The organism is Burkholderia sp. AU33423 (genome assembly GCF_002223135.1).
GTDB lineage: Bacteria > Pseudomonadota > Gammaproteobacteria > Burkholderiales > Burkholderiaceae > Burkholderia > Burkholderia lata_D.
Genome location: NZ_NKFH01000006.1, coordinates 25,705 through 46,094, shown reverse-complemented (window position 1 = coordinate 46,094; position 20,390 = coordinate 25,705). Strand labels below are relative to the sequence as shown.

Here is a 20,390-nt window from a genome sequence, read left to right as displayed (position 1 = left end):
AATTCGAAATATCGAACAACTCTAAGCGAACGGAATCCAAATGGCAAGTTCCTCCGGTTCGCGGCGCACGCCTGCCAGCGCCGCACCGCAACCGCCGGCCGCCACGCCGCCGCGTGTCGGCGAGCAGATCCAGCGGCTGCGCAACGAACGCAAGCTGACGCTCGACGACCTGTCGCGCGCGGCCGGCGTATCGAAATCGATGCTCTCCGAGATCGAACGCGACAAGGCCAACCCGACGATCGCCGTTGCGTGGCGGTTGACGAACGCGCTCGGCATCACGCTCGACGAACTGTTCTCGCAGCCGAAGGCAGCCGAGACGATCCGCGTAGACGGCCCGCACGACATCCCGACGCTCGCCGGCCACGACGGCCGCTACCAGTTGCGCGTATGGGGCCCGATCGACCTCGCCGGCAAGTTCGAGTGGTACGAGCTGACGCTGCCGGGCGGCGGCGCACTGATATCGAACGCCCACGAGCCCGGCACGCGCGAGCACCTCACCGTGCTGCAGGGCGCGATGGAAATCGAAGCCGCGGCAGCCAGCCGGCGCCTGAAGGTAGGCGACACCGCGCGCTACCCGGCCGATGAGCCGCACGCAATCCGCAATCCCGGCAAGACCGAGGCGCGGGCATTGCTGATCGTGATCCATCGCTGACGGCGCGAATAGCTGGCCGAACGGCCAATTGCAGGCCAGTTGCGGAAAACACTGTATGTTTGTACAGTATACGGACATTCCGCCATGCATGGGCCGGAGCCGGCGCACCGAGGCGCCTGCCCGGTCGACAGGAGCCTGCAATGACAGAAGAACAAGATTTGGCCGCGCTCAGCTTCAAGGCTGCCGCGCACGACCTCGAGCTGATCGTCCGGCATATCGCCGGGCGCTACATCCACCAGCGCGTCCCGCTGACGTGGCGGCTGCTGCACGCCATCGAGGCCGAGGCGCTTGCCGATCTCGGCTTTGCCAGCCGGCACGAGGCCGGCATGCGTCAATTGTTCGAACGGCAGTTGGACATGACGTTTCCCGAAACGGACGATCCGATCGACTTCGGGCGCTCGAATGCGCTGCCCGCCGTATTTTCGTTCGCGGTTCTCGCCTATGAAGCAGCGTCAACTGCGTCGAACGACACGGCGTCGCACGGGCGCGTTCATCGCTCGTCCAAGGCGTGGGGTGACTGACTCCCAGCCCGGGCCGCTTCGTATGGCGGCCTTGTCCAGCCTCTTGCTGCCCGAGACGTTGCGGAAAGGGCTACCATATACGCAACTAACGGAATAAATCACATGTCTCTTCCCACCTCTCCCGACACCCCGGCACGCCCGGAAGAAACAGATCTGTTCGACCGCGGCGCATCCGACTGGATCGTCTCGCCGGAAGCCGCATTCGATGCCTGGCTGGCGATGCAGGACTATCGCCGCTCGTCAGCCGACGTCTATCGCGCGCAATGGGGCGCGTTTCTCACATGGATGCGCGCACACCAGAAGAATCTGGCCACGGTCGATACCGCAACCATCGCAAATTTCGTCGGCGAACTTCCGATCCGGAAAACCCAGCGAATGCGCTATTTGCGGCTGATCGAGCGCGTGCTCGACCACATCCGGCGCGCCGAATACGCGTCGACCAACCCGGCCCGGTTCATTGCTCAGGATGGCGAAGCGAACTGGCGCAAGGCGCGCGATAACGAACCGACCGGTTTCCTCACGCCGGCCGAGCGCGCGACGTTGCTCGCGTACCTGTTTTCGCCAATCGGCGTATCCGGTTCCGCGTACTGGAAAGAGCGGCGCGACCGCGCGCTCGTTGCCGCCTTTCTCGGTGCCGGCATCAAAACCGGCGAAGCGCGAGCGCTCACCATTAGTTGCATCAATACGAGTGGAACGTCACTGCAGATCGAGTCGACACATCCGGATTTCGCACGCGAAACCCACCTGGCATCGTTCGCGATCGCCCTGCTGGAAGCCTGGCTCACCGAGCGCAAGCGCCAGGATATTCCGGGGGAGCTCGTGTTCCCGGCATCCCATGCCGGGCGGCCGATGCACAAGGCGACGATGCTGCGCGCGATCGACGCAATCGTCGAATCCGCCGGGCTCACGTCGTCACGCACCGCGCGCGCGAGCCCGCAAACGCTGCGCAATACCTATGCGGCTGAACTGTTCGAACACGACGTGCCGCCCGAACGGGTCGGCAAATGGCTGGGCTTCATGCGGCCGATCTCGTCGAACCGCTTGCATCGTGCATGGAAGAACTGGCGTGACGGGCTGGCCGACGGCAACGGTGACGCGTCCGATAGCGACGAAACTCACTGATCACTCATTGGCTGCTCACGCGAAGCGATCCGTGAGCAGCCTTGTGTAGCGTAGCCTCACCGTTTCACAGCTCCCGAAAAACCTCACCTCAAGCTTCCCGGATCGTCTCACCTGTGTGGCGCGGCCTATGCTGGCGTCACGTGTGCGCGAATCGCGCGACCGCTTCGAAGCGGGACGGCCATGCGCCCGAAGCATGCTCGCACTCGGGGCAGGCCACTTCGAAACCTTCTTCGCCGTGTGACAGCTCCGGCTCACCGTCGCAATGCGGACAATGGGCCGGCACCGGAATCTCCTGATCCAGCGAGGTGCCGATCGCGGCGAATGCCTCCGCATCCAGTTGCCCGGCATCGGCCAGGCGGCGGATCAGCGCGGCGATTTCCGGATTCATGCCGCGGCTCGCGCGCAACGAACTCACTTCGCGCGTCGCACGTTCCAGTTCATCACCCTGGCTGCGCAACTGTTCTTCGAGCCGGTCGGCGCGTGCCTTGGCCGAACTGAGTTGCTGCAGGAAATCGAACTCCTTGCGTTGAACGTCGCGCAAACCGCTCTGGTAGGACGACGCCATGCTGCGCAACGAATCCAGCTCGACCAGCATCGGCTTGACGCGGCGTTCGGCTTCGGCCACTGCGTCCTTGATTTGCTGCGCGTAGTGCTCGGTGCGCTGCTGCAGTTCGGCCTGCAGCGCATCGATGCGATCGCGCAGCGTCGCATTTTGCGTCTGCTCGGCTTCGACGCGACCGGCGGCCGCGGCCAGTTCCTTCTCCAGTCGGGCGACTGTGGCGAGCAGCGTCGCTTCGCTGGCCGAACCGTGCGTCGTTTGCGACGCGAGCTGGATCTCGAGTTCGGTCACACGAGCCTGCAACTGCTCGTTTTTCGCTTCGCCACGCGCGAGCGCGCCTTCGAGCGTCTCCTGGCGGACGGTTGCGTCGCGCAACCGCTGTTCGGCCTCGGCAATGCCGGCGCGAACCTGCTCGCGATCTCCATCGAGACTGTCCCGCGCGGCTTTCAACGCTTCTTCATAGAGTGCGCCGAGCAATGCCCCCGCCTTTTCCTCGACGGCTTTCGGGATGGCGGCACCGTCGAGCCTGATTTTGGAGGCGGAACGGATGCGCTCCCAGAAATGGTCGATGTCTTTCGGGATATCGCTGGCGCTGCCGGTCTGGGTGAGATCGCGAACGTTGGCAGCCGACGGCCTGATGCCGAGATCGAAGAACAACCGCTTGCATGCGTGGAGCGACAGTTCCTGCCGTCGTGCACCGTTCGCACGCAGCGATTCCAGTTCGTCCCGAATGGCTTGGCGTATGTCGTCCAGGGTCATCGCTGTGCTCACAGACATTGAAATGTTGCAATCATAACGAAATACGTATCTATTGATACTTGTTTCAGCTTGCCGTTGTGAATTTACGTCGCTTTGCACAGAAATCAGGTCTGTGAGCCAATCCGGACGACTGTGGTCCAGGATCCCGTGAAACAAAGCGAAGAAAGTCAGCCAAGTCCTTGTCTCGCAAGCATTTTCCTGCAGACCCCGAATTTCGGCATTTGTTTCACATGACAGCGGATCCGATTGCCTGTCGGTGTTCAGGGGTTGGGGTGTCTGTGGAAAACTCGTCAGCCGATGTCTTGAGAGTATTAGAAGTAAACACCCTTGAACCCTTAGTTAAAAACGTTAACGCCACGGCACAGCCTTATGCTGCAAGGCTTTCCGGCCGACAAGGTGAAGTTTTACGGGAGCCAAGGTGATCTTCTGCGGGAGCTGACGTGATTGGGTTCAGGGAGCTGCGTGAGCCGTTGCGGGAAAGGTCGTGAGCGGATTCGGGATCACAGTGAAACACGAGATTTGCCAAAGGTGAGGTTTTTCGGGGCCTCACAGCCACAGAACCCGCGCGGTGCCTGACTGCACAGTTTTCTGCCTGTGCAGACATAGGTGAGAATTTGCGGGACCTTCTTCGCGCCCCGATTCTGCCCATCTTTTAGGCAGTTTTTCCGAAAGGTGAGGTTTCACGGGACTCCACGGGTGTTTGGTGTGAGGATTTCCGGGAAACGACCGCCATTTTGCACCGCAAAGGCGCTCGTGGGGGCCGGTGAAGCCCTAAAGGTGAGGCTTTTCGGGAGGGAAATCCGGGTTTTCCTGCCCGGATCCCCTTGAGGTGAGATTTTTCGGGGCCCCGATCATAGGCTGTGATTCCGGCCACAGGTGAGACTTTTCGGGAATGGAATTTGCCCGAAAAATGGTCAAAGGTGAGGTTTTTCGGGACCTGTGAGCGGCTGAATTCGTCGAAAAGCCCGCCAGGACTGGAAGACATCTCATTTTTGCTGTGCCACTTTTTGGCACAGGTGAGATTTTTCGGGGCCTGACATGAGGTTGTCGCATGAAGGAATTTGGTCGAAAGGTGAGGCTTTTCGGGGGATGCCGGCGACGCACAGCCAAATGCCTTCTGTGCATAAGTATCGGAAGGCATTGGGATTTTTGATACCGAGGCGGTTACGGTGAGGTTTTTCGGGAGTCATTCCCGTGCCTGGGGCGGCACAGCGATTTTTAGGTAAGGTGAGCCTTTTCGGGAGGCCTTGGTAGTGAATCCCGCGCGTGTCGGGCATTCGCCGATATCCGGACAAATGAAGACACTGTGCTTGAGGTGAGTATTTTCGGGACCCGATACGGTTGGTGCGCTGTACAATGCGCGCCCGGGCCGGCAAAGCACGCCTGATCGGGTCGCGCGGGCCGGTTTCGCAGGCGTCTTTCGGGAAGTCGGATCCGATTCCGATTACCCGGTAAGTCACGCCTGTACATGCATACAGGCCGATGGAGGGCGATCGGGAGGCGCGCCGACGTGGGATCGCAACGCTGTGCCGAACGCACAGCTGCGCAGTCGTAAAATTACGACAAATCGAAAGGTGAGCCGATACGGGAGCTCATTCCGCACGTGTCGTGCACAGGTGAAATTCTGTGAATCGGCGCATCCCGCAGCACGTCTGGACGAGTCCGGAACGCTGCAAATCCGGAGCGGTGAGGGTTTTCGGGAGCGCCTGGGGTGAGTGCCGTTTTGCACGCGCACTTCACCCGCTATGGTGAGCATGTCGTTCTGGACGCACTTCACCGCAGGCGCTATCCTTCCGGGAAACTTCTCCTCCGACCCGACGTATGGCCACGACGAAGCGCGCCAAGAAAACCGATGTGGATGTGGTGAGTGCCAGTTCAGCCGAATTGCGGAAGGCCGTCGAGGCGATCGCAATTCAGCCGAAGAGCGGCAAGATCACGCTCCTCACTCGCAAGCTGTTCAATGTCCTGCTGGCCGTGGCGCAGCAGGCCGACGACTCGGGCGATACGTATCGCGCGCTGCTGTCGGACATCGTTGCCAACTCCGCCTTTGATTCGAACGACACCGCGCTGGTGAAGGAACACCTGCGCCGTATGGTGTCGGTGCAGGTCGAATGGAGCACGGGGACGTCGAGCCAGAAGCCGGGCCGCAAGTGGGGGATCTCGACGCTGATCGCCGATGCGGAAATTCTCGAGGATCCGGCGACCCGCCGCGTGTGGGTCGAATTCTCGTTTGCGCCGAAGATCAAGAAGAAGCTGCTCGACCCGGTCCAGTATGCGCGTCTGAGCCTGCAGTTCCAGAGCCAGCTGCGCAGCAGCGCCGGTCTCGCGCTGTACGAAATCTGCGTGCGCTACCTGACGAACCCGAGCCACCTGACGATGCGCGAGCCGTGGGAATGGTGGCGGCCGATCCTGTCGGGCACGCCCGACACGGAAGCCGGCGACGAGGCGAAGCGCGAGTACAAGTACTTCAAGCGCGACTATCTGCGTCCCGCGATCGCGGAAGTCAACGCGGTCACCAACATCTTCGTCGAGCTGATCGAGCACCGTGAAGGGCGCCGGGTTGCGGAGATCCAGTTCCGCGTGACCGAACGCAAGCAGCCGATGCTCGCGCTCGACGAACACCCGAATGTGTTCGACAGCACGCTGGTCGACCGGATGGTGAAGCTCGGAATTCCGTTGAAGGAAGCGCAGACGCTCTATGCGGACAGCGAGGAGAACCGCATTCGTGCCGCACTGCAGATGACCGAGCAGCGGATGCGCAGCACCACGCTGCCGCCGGTGCGCAGCGCGCCGGCGTTGTTCAAGGATGCACTGAAGAAGGGTTATGCGCCGCCGGTCGAGTCGGTCGACGCGCTGCCTTCCGGCACGCCGTCCCCGAAGATTGCAGCGGCCCAGCCGGACGATCTGAAGGCGCGCCTGCTGAGCGAGTTCGCGGCGTTCCGCCGCAAGGAAGCGAAGGTGCTGTACGAAGAGCAGGGCGACGCGGAGCGCGAAGTGGCACGCGAGTCGTTCGAATCAGAGGCGCTGCCGACGATGGGCACGCATCTGCGCGATGACTGGCGCAAGCGCGGCCTCGATTCCAAGCTGGCCGAGACGGCCTTCTTCGACTGGCTGGCCCAGAGGACCTGGGGCGAGCCGACGGACGGCGACCTGCTGTCGTTCACGCTGAATCAGTCGCGGGCCGCCTGAGGCCTGCTCAGGCCCGCTGACGGGCCGCCGCCGGCCCCGCCCTCGATTGGCGGGCCCGGCGTCCTCACCAGGCCCTGCCGGCCGTTTCCATCACTCCGACAACAGCATCCGCTCGAGCTGCTCGAGGATCGCGTCGCGCTTGTCCTTCGGGAGACCGCGCAGGCGCAATTCGATACGATCTTCGCCATACGACTTCAGGTCGCCGACCGACTTGCCGCCGAGCTTGATCTCGAGACGCTGCGCATAGCGCTGACGGCCCGTGGCCTTCGGCGTTTCCTGCGCCGCGACGCGGCCCTTGACGATGTCCGACACCTGGCGCGTGCTGAGATCGTCGGACACGATCTTGTTGATCAGCCGCAGCGTCGCCTCGGTGCCGCGCGCATTGTGATATCGGCCGACCTGATACGCCATGTTCGAACCGAAGCGATCAGGGCGCGCGACCATTTCCTGCATGATCGCTTCCGGCAGCTTGCCGATCGACAGTGCGACGGCCACCGTCGATTCGTCGAGGCCGAGGTGCTCGGAGAGCTCCTTCTGGCTCTGGAAATGCTTGTCGTCGAGGAAGCGGCGCCATACGACGGCGTTGTCGAACACCGTTTGTGAATCGCGCTGGACGTTGAGATCGTAGCCGAGCTTGTAGCTCTGGATGCCGATCGGCACGTCGATCACGATCGCCTTGACCGATTCCTTGTTCGCTTCCTTCAGTGCCCGCACGCGGCGGCCGCCGTCGCTGACGAAATACGTGCCCGGGTTCTCATAGTCCGGAATCACATGGATCGCCTGCTGCTGCCCTTGCTTGGCGAGGTTGACCGCGAGTTCGGCGATCGACGACTTCAGATAGAAGTGCCGCGGATTGAACGGGCTATGCTTGATCGCCTTCAGCGGCAGCTCGATCACCTGCCCCGGTGCATAGCGGTTCTCGAGACGCCACGCGCGATATTGCGCCGATTCATCGATCGACGGATCGAGCGTGAGTTCAGGAGCGGACGGCGGCGCGATGTCTTTCTTTGCCGACTTGGTCGGTGCCGGAGTGGGCGTCTCGGACTTGACGATGCCGTCGATCGCATTGAGTCGATCAAGCGCCGTGCGCTTCTCGCTCGTCGTGATATCCGGGCGCGCTTGGAATCCTTTGGCAAATTGGGAGGGTTTCATGTGACTCCTTTGTGCGCATAAAGTCAGGGCAGCATGGCGACGATTTCGTCGGCGCATGCGCGAATTTCTGCGGCGGCCAGCTTACCGCCACGATCGTTCATCTGCAGCACGGTCTGACCGAGCGCCATCGCCTGCTTGTACGCCTCCCGGGTCGGGATCTGCGTTTTCAGCAACGGGAAGCCGAGTTCCTCGAGCGCACGCTTGAGCTCGCGGGTCAGCATGCGCTTCTCTTCGGTCTTGTTCAGCAGGAAGACGGCGCGGAGGTCTTCGTTCATGACCTGCGCCTGCTGGATCAGTTTGACCAACCCGACGCTCGACCAGTAATCCGCCGGCGACGACGACGTCGGGATCACGGCAATCGATGCGGCCAACAGGACCACGCCCGATACCTTCTCGGTGATCGACGGCGGGCAGTCCACGACGATGATGTCGTAGTCGTTGATGAACTTCTTGATCTCGCGATGGATCTGGCCATCGGCTTCGGCCAGGTTGACGACCGGAAACGGAATGCCGGTGTCGCTGTCGCCGGATGCGCTCGACCAGTGAACCAGTGTGTTTTGACGGTCTGCGTCGATGACGAGGACGCGCTTCCCTTTTTCATGGAACGCGGCACCGAGGTGCATGGCAATCGTGCTTTTGCCGACGCCACCTTTTTGTTGAGTGACTGCAATGATTTCCGCGGCCAATTTTCACTCCTATTTTGGTCGTTGGAATTCTACAGGACGATATTTGGATTTCAATGAAATTGTCGTTCGACAACTACGTATTGGCCATTTGGGCTATCGGTTTATGCGCATAAACGAACCGACGATGGATGATGACTCGATCGCATGGTGAGGCGGATGGCTGAGAGGTCGGTGAGCGACTCGGTGGGGTTCCAAGTGGTGCCGTCGGTGTGAGTAGCGAGTTGCCGCGCGTGCCGTGTGCACTGCCCTATCGCTCGATGAGGTAGCCTCGGCTGAGAGCTGGAGAGTTTGTGCGCATAAACTCTCCGCGGAAACCGTGGCGCGGGATCGTGCCGGGAGGGCAGGCGCTTCTGATCGTAGGTGTGAGTGGTACACCCTGGCTGGGTATGCAGCATCGAGGTATGCCACTTGACCTGCGTACGTCGACCCAACGCGCTATCCAGGCGCTACGTTTATGCGCATAAACCGCGAGCGATAGATGGCGAGTAACGAAGGTCACCTCCCGACCGCACCGGAATCCAGTGCCGGGCGACTGACTTGCGGGGCAGAATACCGACGCAGCAATCCCACCGAGCAGGCATCACACCGAGCAGGCATCACACCGAGCAGGCATCACACCGACGCGCCTGCATTCACCGCTCCGCGAATTGCGAGGTCCCCGTGCTCGGCAGTCGCCCGCTTTATGCGCATAAACCGGCCGTCCTACGAAGCCACCGGCTACACCCCTTGCAGACCGAACCCCACCGTATTGGCCACACGTGCAGACCTTTATTCATCATCCCGCGATTGAGTCCCGCTCGCCTTTATGCGCATAAACCCACCAATTCATTGAAGCGCATTCCGACCAACACTCCCCTCTCGCGATCCATCGCACCGCCTCATCCACGTGGCGTTACGAAGCAGCGAATCCGCGCCCGATCTCCCGATTCCTCGTCGCCTGCCCCACCAAGCCCCCAATACAGACTGGCTACAATACAGGGCTCTACCTTCCAGGCCTGAATGATGATCACGATCTACCACAACCCCCGATGCTCGAAGTCACGCGAGACGCTTGCGTTGGTCGAGTCGCTGAATACCACCGGTGCGCCGTTGAATGTCGTCGAGTACCTGAAGACGCCGCCGACGGTCGAGGAACTGGAAGCGCTGCATCGGCAGCTTGGCCGCCCGGTTCGCGACATGCTTCGCGACGGTGAGGAGCCATACAAGGCGCTGAATCTGGCCCGCACCGATCTGACCGATGCGGAAGCCTATGCGGCAGTTGCCGCTCATCCGATTCTGCTGCAGCGACCCATCGTCGTTTATCGCGGCAAGGCCGCCATCGGCCGCCCGCCCGAATCGGTGCAGGCGCTGTTCGAATAATTCTTGCCCGTCGTATTTTTCTGATTGCGTCAGCCCGGCGCAAGCACTAGCACTAGCGCGAGCATCGGCAATCGAAGCCCGCTCGCTCGATCACCGGGCTGCACGCGACCACGGCCCTCACGATCGCCGTCACGCGATCCGGGCCTAGCCTTCCCCGGACGACACTCCGTCATCATCCGGGGCAGGCCCCCGCCCCGCCGCCGCTTTCGCGGCCGTCCGCAGCAGCGCGATCTGTCCGCGATAGGCCCTGCAGCCACTACAGGTCGGCAGGTGTATGCGCACCTGCAGGCGCTCATGCAGGGTCAGATGGCGGTCGAGCGCATCCGACAGCAGTCGCGTCACGTCAGTACATTTCCCCGGCAGCATCTTCGGTCGTCAGTCCTTGTTCGCTCAGGCAGGTTCGCAGGCGCGTGCGCGCCCGGTAAAGCAGCACGCTGCAATGATTCGTCGTCAGCGTCAATTCGCTGCAGATGTCCGTCATTTCGAAGTCGAGGAATTCGCGCATCATGAACACGCGCCCGATCTGCTCCGGCAGATGATCGAGGCAGGCCTCGAACAGCGTCCAGAACTGCTGCTGCTGCAACAGCGTTTCGGGGCGTGGCCACGGTCGCGGCTTCGCATGCGCGGCCCAGTGCCCGTTTTCCTTGAACAGCTCGCGATCGAGCACCGACTCGCCGTCGAGCTCGGCATCGAGCGCGGACAAGCTCACCGTCCGCTGCCGCGCGCGCAGCACGTCGATCAGCTTGTTGCGCAGGATGCCGAACACCCAGGTCTTGTGCGCCGACAGCCCCGCGAAATCGCCCGCATGCGACCACGCGGCGGCGAGCGCTTCCTGCACGGCGTCTTCGGCCGCATCGGCATCACGGAGCTGGAGCCGCGCGAAGCGCAGCAGGTCGCGCCGCAATTGGGCGAGATAAACGGGATCGTCGAAGGCGGACGGCATGGATGGGTTGCAAGTGTCTCGAGGCGATCGCGCGTGCGCCACAGGGCAGGCGCATCGCAGTGCGAGCAGCTTACTGGGCGCGGTGCCGGCCTGCAATGCATGTTCCGACACGAATTCACGAAACCGGCCGGCGCGCTGCGCTATGCTTGCCGAACCCTGTGTCGCGTGTCGGCAACGACCCGCGGTAGGCAATCTGTAACGTCAGAACATCACGGCCGAGTTATCCACAATTTCTGTGGAAAACCTTGTGGAAAGTCGGCCGGACGGCCCCGTGGGGCGGTTCGCGGGCTGGCTTGCCTATAAACAGACCTTTGTCGCCCGTTCGGAAGCAATCGATCCGATTCCTCACTCACCGGAAGGAGAATGCCATGTCCTATCGCATTGCTGTGGTCGTCGGCAGCCTGCGTCGCGCTTCGTGGAACCGCGCGCTCGCACACGCCGTGATCTCGCTCGCGCCCGCCGATTTCTCGTTCGAGTTCGTCGAGATCGGCGAGCTGCCGCTGTACAGCCAGGACTACGACGCGGATTTCCCGGAAGTCGCGAAGCGCTTCAAGCAGTCGATCGAGGCCGCCGACGCGCTGCTGTTCGTCACGCCCGAGTACAACCGCTCGATTCCGGGCGTGCTGAAGAATGCGCTGGACTGGGGCTCGCGCCCGTGGGGTTCCAACTCGTGGGCGGGCAAGCCGGGTGCCGTGCTCGGCACGTCGCCGGGTGCGACGGGCACCGCGCTCGCGCAGCAGCACCTGCGCAACGTGCTCGCGTATCTCGACGTGAAGACGCTCGGGCAGCCCGAGATGTTCATCAAGCACGATCCGGCACGCATCGACGACCAGGGCCAGATCGTCAGCGAAGACACCCGCAAGTTCCTGCAGGGCTTCGTCGATCGCTACACGGGCTGGGTGCGCTTGCTGAAGTCGGCCTGAGCGCCACACCCGATCACGCCGCCGGCACCGGCGCGGGCCCGCACGCAGCGGGTCACGTGCCTGCGTGCCGCGCGTGTTGTGCATCGCGCGCTTCACGGATGCCCAGCAGGATCTCGTCGAGCAGCGCGATGTCGAACGGCTTCGACAGCACGCGGACGTTGACGGTGCGCGTGCGGTCGAGCTCCTCCGCGTAACCCGTGACGAGTATCACGGGCAGTTTCTCCGGCCGCTGTTCGACCGCTTCGGCGAGGTCGATGCCGTTCAGGCTGCCCGGCATGTGGATATCCGAAATCACGAGATCGAACGCGTCGTTCGCGGCCGCGCCTTCGATCAGGCGCAACGCGTCGTCGGCGGTGGGCGCGTAGGTCACGCGGTGCCCGAGCAGCGACAGCAGCGCTTCGGTGCCGGCCGCGACTTCGCTGTTGTCCTCGACGAGCAGCACGTGCAGCCCGGCGAGCGCCGCCGCCCCCGCATCGTGCGCGACCGCCGGCGGACGCGCGACGACATCCTCGACGCGTGCGCGCGGCAGGTAGAGGCGCACCGACGTGCCGGCGCCGACCGCGCTGTCGATCGTCGCGAGGCCGCCCGAGCGTTCGCAGAACGCGAACACCTGCGGCAGGCCGAGCCCCGTCCCCATCCCCTGCGCCTTCGTCGTGAACAGCGGCTCGAACGCGCGCGCGAGCACGTCGGGCGCCATGCCCGAACCCGTATCGTCGAGCGAGATCTGCACGAAATCGCCGGTGAGCGGAAAGCCGTCCTCGCGACGCAGCGTCACGTTGCGCGCGCCGACCGTGAAGCGGCCGCCGGTCGTCATCGCGTCGCGCGCGTTGACCGCGAGGTTGATCACCGCGAGCTCGAGCTCCGCGACGTCGACGCGGATCGGCCAGACACCGGGCTCGATCGCGACGACCAGCGACGATTTCGAACCGAGCGATGTCTTCAGCAATTCGCGGCACGTGTCGACCCATTGTCCGACGTCGATCGTTTCGTTGTGCAGCGGCTGCTTGCGCGCGACACCGAGGAGCTGGCGCGTGAGCGACTGCCCGTTCTTCAGCGCGCGTTCGATCGCACCGAGTTCCTTGTCGAGATGCTGGACCCCGCGCCGCCGCGCGATCTGCACGTTGCTCGAGATGATCATCAGCAGGTTGTTGAAGTCGTGCGCGACACTGCCGACGAGGTTGCCGAGCGCCTGCATCTTGCGCGACTGCCGGTACGCCGATTCGATCGAGCGCCGCATCGACGCTTCGGCCTGCCAGCGGTCCCACGCCTCCTCTTCCGCTTTCAGCCGCTTGAGCGACAGCCAGATCACGGACCACAGCGCGACCGACGGCGCGAACATCGAGAGGAACAGCACGCTCAGGTGTTCGTACCATTCATGCCAGATCGCCGATGTGCGGTACGAGCACGTCACGTAGACGGGATAGCTGCCGACCTGGCGATACGCGACGATTTCGCTGCTCGCGCCGTCGTGGCGCACGCGCACGACGCCGGCGCGCGGATCGTTGCGCGCGTCGCCGAACGTGATCGCGCGATCGGTGTGCGCGAGTGCCGGCGGCGGCGGATACGACGCGATCACCGCGCCGTCCGAGCGCGCGAGCGCCATCGTCATCGGCGTGCTCGCTCCGCCGAGCAGGTCGCGGTAGAACGCGTTGAAATACGACGACTTCAGCGCGATCGACACCATCCCGGCGAACGAACCGTCGCTATGGCGCCGCGCGACGCCCGTGTTGAACACGGGAATGTTCTCGAGCTTGAGCGGCCCCATCATCAGCCGCGAGATGTGTTCGATGACCTTGCCGTCGCGGATGCCGGCGAAGTCGTCGCGGTTCGCGATCGACGCATAGGGCGCCGGATAGTAGAGGCTGTTCGCGAGCAGCATCCCGCTCGCGCCGAAGATCGACACGGCGGCCACCTGCGGATAGCCGCCGCCGATCGTGTTCAGCGCTTCATGGATGTCGGACTCCCGGTTGCGCACGGTCGCGTCGTCCATGTCCTGCACGAGATCGACGATGCGCGCATCGAGCGTCTCGCTCAGGTCGAACACCTTGAGCGCATGCTCCTCGGCCACCCGCACCGTGCGCATCGTCACGTCGCTTGCAGCGGCCTCGCGCGTCTTCAGGTCGTTGTACGCCATCACCACGACGTAGATGCACGGCAGCACGATCGCCGCGACGAGCAGCACGATCAGCGTCACGCGACGCACCGCGAAATCGTGCTCGGGCGCACCGGACGCATAGGTGCCGTCGTCCTGCCAGTCGTCGGCGGGTGGAGAGGCGGGAGCGTGGGAATCGGCGGGCCGGTCGGACGTCATCGAGGAAGCGGGTGAAGCGGAAGTGTCTGCCATCATAAACGAGTTGCGACGGCCCGCTGCGCGGCCCCGGACGTCAGCCATCCTGTCGATTTCGACAGGGGAAATTGTCAGATTGAAAACGCGACGAATCCGGCAGCGCAAACGTACACAAGGAAAAATTTTGCGTACTTATCTCGAAAATGGTCGTGGCTGTTTTCGGAATGGCGCGTGTTCGGACCAATTCTGTTCGAAATGGTGAAAATGGCGAGTTGCATCGCCTCCGGTTTACTCAGAGAATCGCGCCTTGCTTTCCCTATGACAGATATATGCGCCCGCCGGTGTTCGCCGCGCGGTGCGTCGCGCGCACCCGCGCCGCGGCGCCCGCGCGCGGCCGCCAGACGGTTGCCCGCACCCGAACGCATGGCGCCTAAAGAAGTGCGCCGCGCGGTCGTTAACGCGAGAGAGACCATTCCGTATACCGCATCGCCCCATGCCTTTGCCGATTGTAATTGCCGACGATTCGCTGCTCGCTCGCAAACTTCTGACAAAGGCGCTGCCGGGAGGCTGGGACGTCGAAGTCGCGTATGCCGCGAATGGTCGAGAGGCTCTGGCGCTCTATCGTGACGGCAAAGCTTCCGTGATGTTTCTGGACCTGACGATGCCCGACATGAGCGGATATCAGGTTCTCGAGACACTGCGCCACGAAGATCTGAACACGTTCGTGATCGTGGTATCCGCCGATATTCAGCCGCAGGCGCAAGCACGCGTGCGCGAATTGGGCGCGATCGCATTCGTAGCCAAGCCCGTGACGTCGGAGGCATTGCTGCCCATTCTCAAGGAGTATGGGTTGTATGCCTGACTCGGTGTTCACGGCGGAGCAACGCGACGCGTTGCAGGAGATCGCCAACCTCGCAATGGGCCGCGCCGCCGCGCGGCTCGCGTTGTTGCTCGAGCACTTCATCGAGCTGTCGGTGCCGCGCGTGCGGGTCGTGAAAGCGACCGACGCGGGTGACGCGCTGCGCGAGATGACGGGCATTCACGACAACGTGACCGCCGTGCGCCAGGGTTTTCGTTCCGACATCAAGGGCGAAGCGATCGTGTTGTGCCGCACCGCGAGCATCGCGCGGCTCATGTCAGTCGTCGACCGCACGTTCGGCGATGGCGTGTACGGCGGGATGGCGACACCCGACGAAGTCGTGTTCGACGTCGCGAACGTGCTGATGGGCGCGTGCGTCGCGTCGATCCTCGACGAGCTCGGCCGCAAGCCCGTGTTCTTTCCGCCGGGGCTGCTCGGCGCAAACGTGTCGTTCGACGACGTATTCCAGCCGACCGAGCTGGCATGGAGCGTGGCATTGCTGCTGGAAGTGAACTTCGGGCTCGAGGACCACGCGTTCCGGGCCCACTTCGTGATGCTGATGGCCGAGGATTCGATCCGGCTGATGGGCGACGCGCTCGACGCGTTGCTGTCCGCGCTATGACGGCCGCCACCTCGTCGCTGAGCGACCTCGTGATCGAGCGGGTGGGCTTCGGCCTGTTCGTGCTCGACCGCGCGATGACCGTGCTGATGTGGAATCGCTTCATGCAGGACCACAGCGGCATCCCCGCCGCGGACGTGATCGGCCGCAACCTGTTCGACTGTTTTCCCGACCTGCCGCGCGCGTGGCTGTCGCGCAAGCTCGAGAGCGTGTTCCAGCTCGGCAGCTTCGCGTTCAGCTCGTGGGAGCAGCGGCCCTACCTGTTCCGCTTCGAGCACGACCGGCCGATCACGGGGGGCGTCGACTACATGCAGCAGGACTGCACGTTCATGCCGCTCACGCGCGGCCGCGACGTCGAAGCCGTGTGCGTGACGATCTCGGACGTCACGCATGTGAGCGTGATGCAGCGCGAGCGCGAGGAAGCGGTCGCGAAGCTGCGCGAGCACGCGAATCGCGATGGCCTGACCGGCATCGCGAACCGGCGCTTCTTCGAGGCGCGGCTCGGCGACGAATTCGCGCGCTGGCAGCGCTACGGCGGCGACATGTCGGTGCTGCTGTTCGATCTCGACCACTTCAAGACGATCAACGACCGTTTCGGGCATGCGGCCGGCGATGCCGTGCTGCGCGAGACCGCGCGTCGCGTCGCGTCGATCGTGCGCGCGCAGGATACGTTCGGCCGTTTCGGCGGCGAGGAATTCGCGCTGCTGCTGCCGTGCACGAATCTCGACGAGGCGATGCTGGTGGCCGACAAGGTGCGCGATGCGATCGGCAGCGTGCCGGTCGATGCCGAGGGGGTCAGCGTGCCGGTGACGGCGAGCGTCGGCGGCGCGTGTGCGAAGGCGGGCGCGCCGTCCAGCGATGTGCTCGTCAACGAGGCCGACGCCGCGCTCTATCGCGCGAAGCGGCTCGGGCGCGATCGGTCGGTCGCGTATGCATAGGTAGCGCATCCGCCCCGCGGTGCGTGGCGCGGATGCCCTGGGCGCGTGCCGCGCTCAGCTTTTCGCGATGTCGGCCAGTACGCCGGCGAGCACGGCCGGCTGCGACATGAACGGCGAATGGCTGCTGTCGAGCTGGTGCACGTGGGTCGGGTTGCCGGGCGCGAACGCGTCGGCTTCGTCGATGAAGCGCTGCTGCAGCGCGGGCAGGATCACGCGATCCTGCAGGCACTTGATGTAGTGACGATCGATCGCGCCCCAGCGTGCGGCCGTCGTCGGGATCGCGGTCGCGAACGGCGCGGCCGGCACGTCGCAGCTCATCAGGTTCGCGACGGCCTCGAAGTCGGCCTGCGGCACGTCGTCGTACAGCGCGCGCTTCGCGAGGTCGCGATACGCGGCGTCGCCGCTGCGCGGATCGATGCGCAGCGCACCGGCGACGCGCGGGCTCGCCAGCATCAGCGGGCCGAGCATTTCACCCTTGTTTTCAGGTGCGCGCACGTAATCGAGGCCCGGCACGCCCGACGCGGGCATGAAGGCCGCGAGATAGACGATCTTCGCGATCTTGTCCGGCGCGCGTTCGGCGGCCGCCGTGATCGCGAGGCCGCCCATGCTGTGCCCGACGAGCACGACCTTGCCGTGGCCGAGCGCGTACGCGTCGTCGACCGCCTGCATCACCTGCGTGGCGTAATCGTCGAGCGTCGTGTTCGCGACCGGCGACGGCTCGGCGCCGAACGCGTCCTTGTCGAGCGGGCGTGCGAAGTAGGAAGCGGGAAAGCGGGCATGGATGCCGTGCGCGGGCAGGTCACGCGCGATCGACAGGTGGCCGCGCGCGGCCAGCGCGGCCGCGACGTGCGCGTAGCACCACGCGCCGTGCCAGGCGCCGTGCACGAGCACGAAAACGGGATGATCGGACTGCGGGGTGGCGCTTGCGTTCGTCTCCATGGTGTCCGGGTCTTCAGATCTTGAGAAAGGTGTCATCTTAGACGAACCTGTATGCGCCCAGACGGGCCGGATTCGATCTGTCCCTCTTGTCTCGTACAGGCCACATTTCGTTCGTATCTGATTTGAATTTATCGCGAAGCACGCTACTTTGTTGCTTTGCCTGCGATTGCGCCCCATGAACGTCGACTATCTCTTCTACCGGAGGCCGGACAAGCCCGGCCCCTATTCGCTCGACGACCTCGGCGACATCGCGCCGCCGATCGGCCCGGGCGACCTGGTGCGTGCGGGCATCGCGCGCGTGTTCGCGCAGATCGACTGGCAGGAATCGCCCGATGTGCCGGGCGCGTGGTTCGGCACGGGCGGCGCGACATTCCAGTTCACCGCGGAGCCCGACGGCCGCGTGACGAGCTTCATGGGCTCGCGCCTCGAACGCCGCTCGATGCTGCAGCTCACCCGCGAAATGGGGCTGATTGCGCTCGACCTGCAACGCGACATCGTTTACGGCTGACGCGCCGCCGGCGCCGGGGCCAGCCCGGGCCGGCCAACGGCTTCCGGCATGCCGCCGCACGCGGCGCGTGTCCGCCATCGAACTTCAAAGATTGCTATACTTTCGCCCAATTCCGGCTTCCGGCCGGTAATTTGTGCCTGTCTGCGTCGATCGTTCGCATATCTCGCACGCATTTGACACCCTGACCATCCCAGCCGGGCATGGCTTCTTCAATCGCCCCGCGTGGGTGTCTCCGTGGAGCTTGTCTTGGCCGTTTCCAATTCCGTCGTGGACGAACAAGAAACCGACGCCGCTGCCGTCACATCGGGCAGTTCTTTCTATCTTGCGATGCGCATCCTGCCGGCCGTGCAGCGCGATGCGATGTTCCAGGTCTACGCGTTTTGCCGCGCGGTCGACGACATCGCCGACAGCGACCTGCCGCGCGCCGAGCGCAACGCGGGCCTCGACCGCTGGCGCGCGGACATCGACGCGTGCTTCGCCGGCCGCCCGCCGCGCCACCTGGCCGCGCTCGACCGCGAGATCCGCGCATTCGACCTGCAGCGCGACGACTTCCACGCGATGATCGACGGGATGGCGATGGATGCGGTCGAAGACATCTGCGCGCCCGACGAACCGACGCTCGACCTCTTCTGCGATCGCGTGGCGAGCGCGGCCGGCCGGCTGTCGGTGAGGATATTCGGGATGCCGGAAGCCGAAGGGATCAAGCTGTCGCATCACCTCGGCCGCGCGCTGCAACTGACGAACATCCTGCGCGACATCGACGACGATGCGGCGATCAACCGTTGCTACCTGCCGCGCGAACTGCTCGCGCGCGAAGGCATCGCGATCACCGCCCCGGCGACGATCGTGCGCGATCCGGCGCTGCCGCGCGTGTGCGCGACGCTCGTCGAGCGCGCGCTCGAGCACTTCCGCCAGGCCGACGCGGTGATGGACACCTGCGCGCGTGCGCAGGTGAAGGCGCCGCGCATCATGTCGGGTGCATATCGCTGCATTCTCGAAGCCGCGATCGCACGCGGCTTTGCCTTCCCCCGCGCGCCGCTGCGCAAGCCGAAGGCGCGCATGCTGATGATCGCCGCGCGCTACGCGCTGTTCTGAGCCGACCGAGTCGATGCCCAGGACCGTCCACGTGATCGGCGCCGGCGTTGCCGGCCTGTCGGCCGCGGTCGAGCTGCAACGCCGCGGGCGACGCATCGTGCTGCACGACGCGCACGCGCATGCGGGCGGCCGCTGCCGCTCATGGTTCGACGGGACGCTGAACACGACGCTCGACAGCGGGCTGCACACGGTGTTCGCGGGACAACCGGCGACACAGCGCTACCTGCGTGCGATCGGCGCGGCCGACCAGCTCGTGGGGCCCGCGCAGCCTGAATTGCCGGTCGTCGACGTCGCGTCGCAGCAGCGCTGGACGCTGCGCTTCGGCAACGGGCGCTGGCCGTCGTGGCTGTTCGATGCCGCGTCGCGCGCGCCGGACACGACGCCGCTCGACTACCTCGCGCTCGCCCCGCTCGCGTTCGCGCGCATGGGCCGCTCACTCGCACAGACGATGCGATGCGACGGCATGTTGTGGGAACGTTGGCTGCGGCCGTATTTCCTCGGTGTGCTGAACGTCGAGCCGCGTCACGCGAGCGCCGAGCTCGCGCGTGCGGCGCTGTGCAGCACGTTTGCCATGGGTGGCCCCGGCTGCCGTCCGCTCGTCGCGCGACACGGCCTCGGCAGTGCATTCGTCGAACCGGCGCTGCGGATGCTGCAGCACGGCGGCGCGCAGATCCGGCTGAACTCGCGGCTCGACGCGTTCGAATTCGGCGCGCACGGCAATGCGGTCGATGCGGTCTCGGTCGGCGGCGAGCGGATCGATCTCGCGCCGGGCGACGCTGTCGTGCTGGCCGTGCCGCCGGAGGTCGCGCAGCCGCTCGTGCCCGAACTCACCGCGCCAGATACCTTCAGCGCGGTCGTGACCGCGTATTTCGCGGCTGAAGCGCCGGCCGGTCACCCGTTGCAGACGTCCGTGGTCAACGGTGTGGTCGATACGGTGCGCACCGGCGGCGGCCAGCTCGCGGCGACGATCCGCGACGCGGGCCGCTGGCTCGACACGCCGCGCGACACGCTCGCGCGGCGCATCTGGGAAGACGTCGCGCGCGTGACCGGCGCGAACCCGGAAACCATCCCCGCGTGGCAGCTCGTCGTCGAGCCGCGCGCGGGCTTTGCGGCGGTGCCGTCGCAGGAAATGAAACGTCCGGCCGTGCGTACGCGCTGGACGAATCTTGTGCTGGCGGGCGACTGGATTGCCACCGGCTTGCCCGCCACGATCGAGGGCGCGATCCGCTCCGGCCAGCTGGCCGCGGACGTGCTCCAGACACAGTAAGTAAAAGAGGGAC

Annotated in this window: 20 protein-coding genes; 12 read left to right on the top strand and 8 right to left on the bottom strand. The window is 64.5% G+C overall.

Translation table 11 applies throughout. The features are described 5' to 3' along the window. Positions 1–40 precede the first annotated feature (40 nt). The 3 genes from CFB50_RS17990 to CFB50_RS17980 all read left to right on the top strand — a co-directional run bounded on the left by CFB50_RS17990 (position 41) and on the right by CFB50_RS17980 (position 2,295). Positions 41–652, top strand: coding sequence for a helix-turn-helix domain-containing protein (locus CFB50_RS17990; RefSeq protein WP_069250357.1), 612 nt, complete (start codon positions 41–43; stop codon positions 650–652). 140 nt (positions 653–792) lie between these two features. Beyond that, a complete protein-coding gene (locus CFB50_RS17985; RefSeq protein ID WP_089446754.1) occupies positions 793–1,173 on the top strand; it encodes a DUF2471 family protein in 381 nt (126 codons plus the stop codon). A gap of 102 nt (positions 1,174–1,275) precedes the next feature. Continuing rightward, positions 1,276–2,295 carry a tyrosine-type recombinase/integrase gene (locus CFB50_RS17980; RefSeq protein ID WP_089446753.1) on the top strand — a complete coding sequence of 340 codons (1,020 nt, stop codon included), beginning with the start codon at positions 1,276–1,278 and terminating at the stop codon, positions 2,293–2,295. A 136-nt stretch (positions 2,296–2,431) separates the two neighbouring features. Here CFB50_RS17980 and CFB50_RS17975 read toward each other — a convergent pair whose 3' ends face one another. After that, positions 2,432–3,613 (bottom strand): DNA-binding protein, encoded by a 1,182-nt coding sequence (locus CFB50_RS17975; protein ID WP_089446752.1) that lies wholly within the window; start codon positions 3,611–3,613, stop codon positions 2,432–2,434. 1,821 nt (positions 3,614–5,434) lie between these two features. Between CFB50_RS17975 and CFB50_RS17965 the strand changes: the two genes are divergently transcribed. Next, entirely contained in the window at positions 5,435–6,802 is a 1,368-nt protein-coding gene (locus CFB50_RS17965) for a replication initiation protein (RefSeq protein WP_089446751.1), read from the top strand. A gap of 90 nt (positions 6,803–6,892) precedes the next feature. Here CFB50_RS17965 and CFB50_RS17960 read toward each other — a convergent pair whose 3' ends face one another. Beyond that, positions 6,893–7,954 (bottom strand): ParB/RepB/Spo0J family partition protein, encoded by a 1,062-nt coding sequence (locus CFB50_RS17960; protein ID WP_069252809.1) that lies wholly within the window; start codon positions 7,952–7,954, stop codon positions 6,893–6,895. Between the two features lie 23 nt (positions 7,955–7,977). After that, the gene (gene parA / locus CFB50_RS17955) at positions 7,978–8,640 is read right to left on the bottom strand and encodes a ParA family partition ATPase (RefSeq protein ID WP_011353621.1); all 663 of its coding nucleotides are present in this window, start codon (positions 8,638–8,640) and stop codon (positions 7,978–7,980) included. Positions 8,641–9,639: 999 nt separating this feature from the next. Here parA and arsC point away from each other — a divergent pair. Continuing rightward, positions 9,640–9,999, top strand: a complete 360-nt coding sequence (gene arsC / locus CFB50_RS17950) for an arsenate reductase (glutaredoxin) (RefSeq protein ID WP_089446750.1) — start codon at positions 9,640–9,642, stop codon at positions 9,997–9,999. A gap of 144 nt (positions 10,000–10,143) precedes the next feature. Here the strand turns inward: arsC and CFB50_RS17945 are convergent, their stop codons facing one another. Next, entirely contained in the window at positions 10,144–10,365 is a 222-nt protein-coding gene (locus CFB50_RS17945; protein ID WP_089446749.1) for a zf-HC2 domain-containing protein, read from the bottom strand. Next, positions 10,343–10,942: an RNA polymerase factor sigma-70 gene (locus CFB50_RS17940; RefSeq protein ID WP_089446748.1), complete on the bottom strand. Its 600-nt coding sequence runs from the start codon at positions 10,940–10,942 to the stop codon at positions 10,343–10,345. The genes CFB50_RS17945 and CFB50_RS17940 overlap by 23 nt, the downstream gene beginning before the upstream one ends. Positions 10,943–11,310: 368 nt before the next feature. Between CFB50_RS17940 and CFB50_RS17935 the strand changes: the two genes are divergently transcribed. Continuing rightward, a complete protein-coding gene (locus CFB50_RS17935) occupies positions 11,311–11,865 on the top strand; it encodes an NADPH-dependent FMN reductase (protein ID WP_089446747.1) in 555 nt (184 codons plus the stop codon). 52 nt (positions 11,866–11,917) lie between these two features. On the opposite strand, the gene CFB50_RS17930 is transcribed toward CFB50_RS17935, so the two are convergent. Beyond that, a complete protein-coding gene (locus CFB50_RS17930; protein ID WP_089446746.1) occupies positions 11,918–14,176 on the bottom strand; it encodes a hybrid sensor histidine kinase/response regulator in 2,259 nt (752 codons plus the stop codon). Between the two features lie 107 nt (positions 14,177–14,283). Beyond that, positions 14,284–14,625, bottom strand: coding sequence for a hypothetical protein (locus tag CFB50_RS17925; RefSeq protein ID WP_083266192.1), 342 nt, complete (start codon positions 14,623–14,625; stop codon positions 14,284–14,286). Between the two features lie 20 nt (positions 14,626–14,645). On the opposite strand from CFB50_RS17925, the gene CFB50_RS17920 reads away from it, so the two are divergent. Genes CFB50_RS17920 through CFB50_RS17910 form a run of 3 tightly spaced genes read left to right on the top strand, consistent with a single transcriptional unit; the run spans position 14,646 to position 16,568 of the window. After that, positions 14,646–15,014, top strand: coding sequence for a response regulator (locus CFB50_RS17920; RefSeq protein ID WP_039344648.1), 369 nt, complete (start codon positions 14,646–14,648; stop codon positions 15,012–15,014). Next, positions 15,007–15,633 carry a chemotaxis protein CheC gene (locus tag CFB50_RS17915; RefSeq protein WP_069252804.1) on the top strand — a complete coding sequence of 209 codons (627 nt, stop codon included), beginning with the start codon at positions 15,007–15,009 and terminating at the stop codon, positions 15,631–15,633. Before CFB50_RS17920 ends, CFB50_RS17915 begins: the two co-directional genes overlap by 8 nt. Then, on the top strand, positions 15,630–16,568 hold the full coding sequence (locus CFB50_RS17910; protein WP_089446745.1) for a GGDEF domain-containing protein: 939 nt from the start codon (positions 15,630–15,632) through the stop codon (positions 16,566–16,568). The genes CFB50_RS17915 and CFB50_RS17910 overlap by 4 nt, the downstream gene beginning before the upstream one ends. A gap of 54 nt (positions 16,569–16,622) precedes the next feature. Here CFB50_RS17910 and CFB50_RS17905 read toward each other — a convergent pair whose 3' ends face one another. Next, positions 16,623–17,507, bottom strand: coding sequence for an alpha/beta fold hydrolase (locus CFB50_RS17905; RefSeq protein WP_069252802.1), 885 nt, complete (start codon positions 17,505–17,507; stop codon positions 16,623–16,625). A 175-nt stretch (positions 17,508–17,682) separates the two neighbouring features. Between CFB50_RS17905 and CFB50_RS17900 the strand changes: the two genes are divergently transcribed. The 3 genes from CFB50_RS17900 (at position 17,683) to hpnE (ending at position 20,377) form a co-directional block, all read left to right on the top strand. After that, a complete protein-coding gene (locus CFB50_RS17900) occupies positions 17,683–18,015 on the top strand; it encodes a hypothetical protein (protein ID WP_046548815.1) in 333 nt (110 codons plus the stop codon). Positions 18,016–18,261: 246 nt separating this feature from the next. Continuing rightward, the gene (hpnD, locus tag CFB50_RS17890) at positions 18,262–19,110 is read left to right on the top strand and encodes a presqualene diphosphate synthase HpnD (RefSeq protein WP_089446744.1); all 849 of its coding nucleotides are present in this window, start codon (positions 18,262–18,264) and stop codon (positions 19,108–19,110) included. A 13-nt stretch (positions 19,111–19,123) separates the two neighbouring features. Continuing rightward, complete coding sequence (hpnE, locus tag CFB50_RS17885; RefSeq protein ID WP_089446743.1) at positions 19,124–20,377, top strand: hydroxysqualene dehydroxylase HpnE; 1,254 nt, start codon at positions 19,124–19,126, stop codon at positions 20,375–20,377. Positions 20,378–20,390 lie beyond the last annotated feature (13 nt).

Excerpts from the sequence above, each read along its gene's own strand:
- CFB50_RS17965 (WP_089446751.1), top strand. The coding sequence starts at position 5,435 with ATGGCCACGACGAAGCGCGCCAAGAAAACCGATGTGGATGTGGTGAGT.
- CFB50_RS17915 (WP_069252804.1), top strand. The coding sequence starts at position 15,007 with ATGCCTGACTCGGTGTTCACGGCGGAGCAACGCGACGCGTTGCAGGAG.
- CFB50_RS17960 (WP_069252809.1), bottom strand. The coding sequence starts at position 7,954 with ATGAAACCCTCCCAATTTGCCAAAGGATTCCAAGCGCGCCCGGATATC.
- CFB50_RS17935 (WP_089446747.1), top strand. The coding sequence starts at position 11,311 with ATGTCCTATCGCATTGCTGTGGTCGTCGGCAGCCTGCGTCGCGCTTCG.
- CFB50_RS17920 (WP_039344648.1), top strand. The coding sequence starts at position 14,646 with ATGCCTTTGCCGATTGTAATTGCCGACGATTCGCTGCTCGCTCGCAAA.
- CFB50_RS17980 (WP_089446753.1), top strand. The coding sequence starts at position 1,276 with ATGTCTCTTCCCACCTCTCCCGACACCCCGGCACGCCCGGAAGAAACA.
- CFB50_RS17925 (WP_083266192.1), bottom strand. The coding sequence starts at position 14,625 with ATGGTCTCTCTCGCGTTAACGACCGCGCGGCGCACTTCTTTAGGCGCC.
- CFB50_RS17910 (WP_089446745.1), top strand. The coding sequence starts at position 15,630 with ATGACGGCCGCCACCTCGTCGCTGAGCGACCTCGTGATCGAGCGGGTG.
- CFB50_RS17900 (WP_046548815.1), top strand. The coding sequence starts at position 17,683 with ATGAACGTCGACTATCTCTTCTACCGGAGGCCGGACAAGCCCGGCCCC.
- CFB50_RS17975 (WP_089446752.1), bottom strand. The coding sequence starts at position 3,613 with ATGACCCTGGACGACATACGCCAAGCCATTCGGGACGAACTGGAATCG.
- CFB50_RS17930 (WP_089446746.1), bottom strand. The coding sequence starts at position 14,176 with ATGACGTCCGACCGGCCCGCCGATTCCCACGCTCCCGCCTCTCCACCC.
- CFB50_RS17985 (WP_089446754.1), top strand. The coding sequence starts at position 793 with ATGACAGAAGAACAAGATTTGGCCGCGCTCAGCTTCAAGGCTGCCGCG.
- CFB50_RS17940 (WP_089446748.1), bottom strand. The coding sequence starts at position 10,942 with ATGCCGTCCGCCTTCGACGATCCCGTTTATCTCGCCCAATTGCGGCGC.
- hpnE (WP_089446743.1), top strand. The coding sequence starts at position 19,124 with ATGCCCAGGACCGTCCACGTGATCGGCGCCGGCGTTGCCGGCCTGTCG.
- CFB50_RS17945 (WP_089446749.1), bottom strand. The coding sequence starts at position 10,365 with ATGCTGCCGGGGAAATGTACTGACGTGACGCGACTGCTGTCGGATGCG.
- CFB50_RS17905 (WP_069252802.1), bottom strand. The coding sequence starts at position 17,507 with ATGGAGACGAACGCAAGCGCCACCCCGCAGTCCGATCATCCCGTTTTC.
- arsC (WP_089446750.1), top strand. The coding sequence starts at position 9,640 with ATGATGATCACGATCTACCACAACCCCCGATGCTCGAAGTCACGCGAG.
- CFB50_RS17990 (WP_069250357.1), top strand. The coding sequence starts at position 41 with ATGGCAAGTTCCTCCGGTTCGCGGCGCACGCCTGCCAGCGCCGCACCG.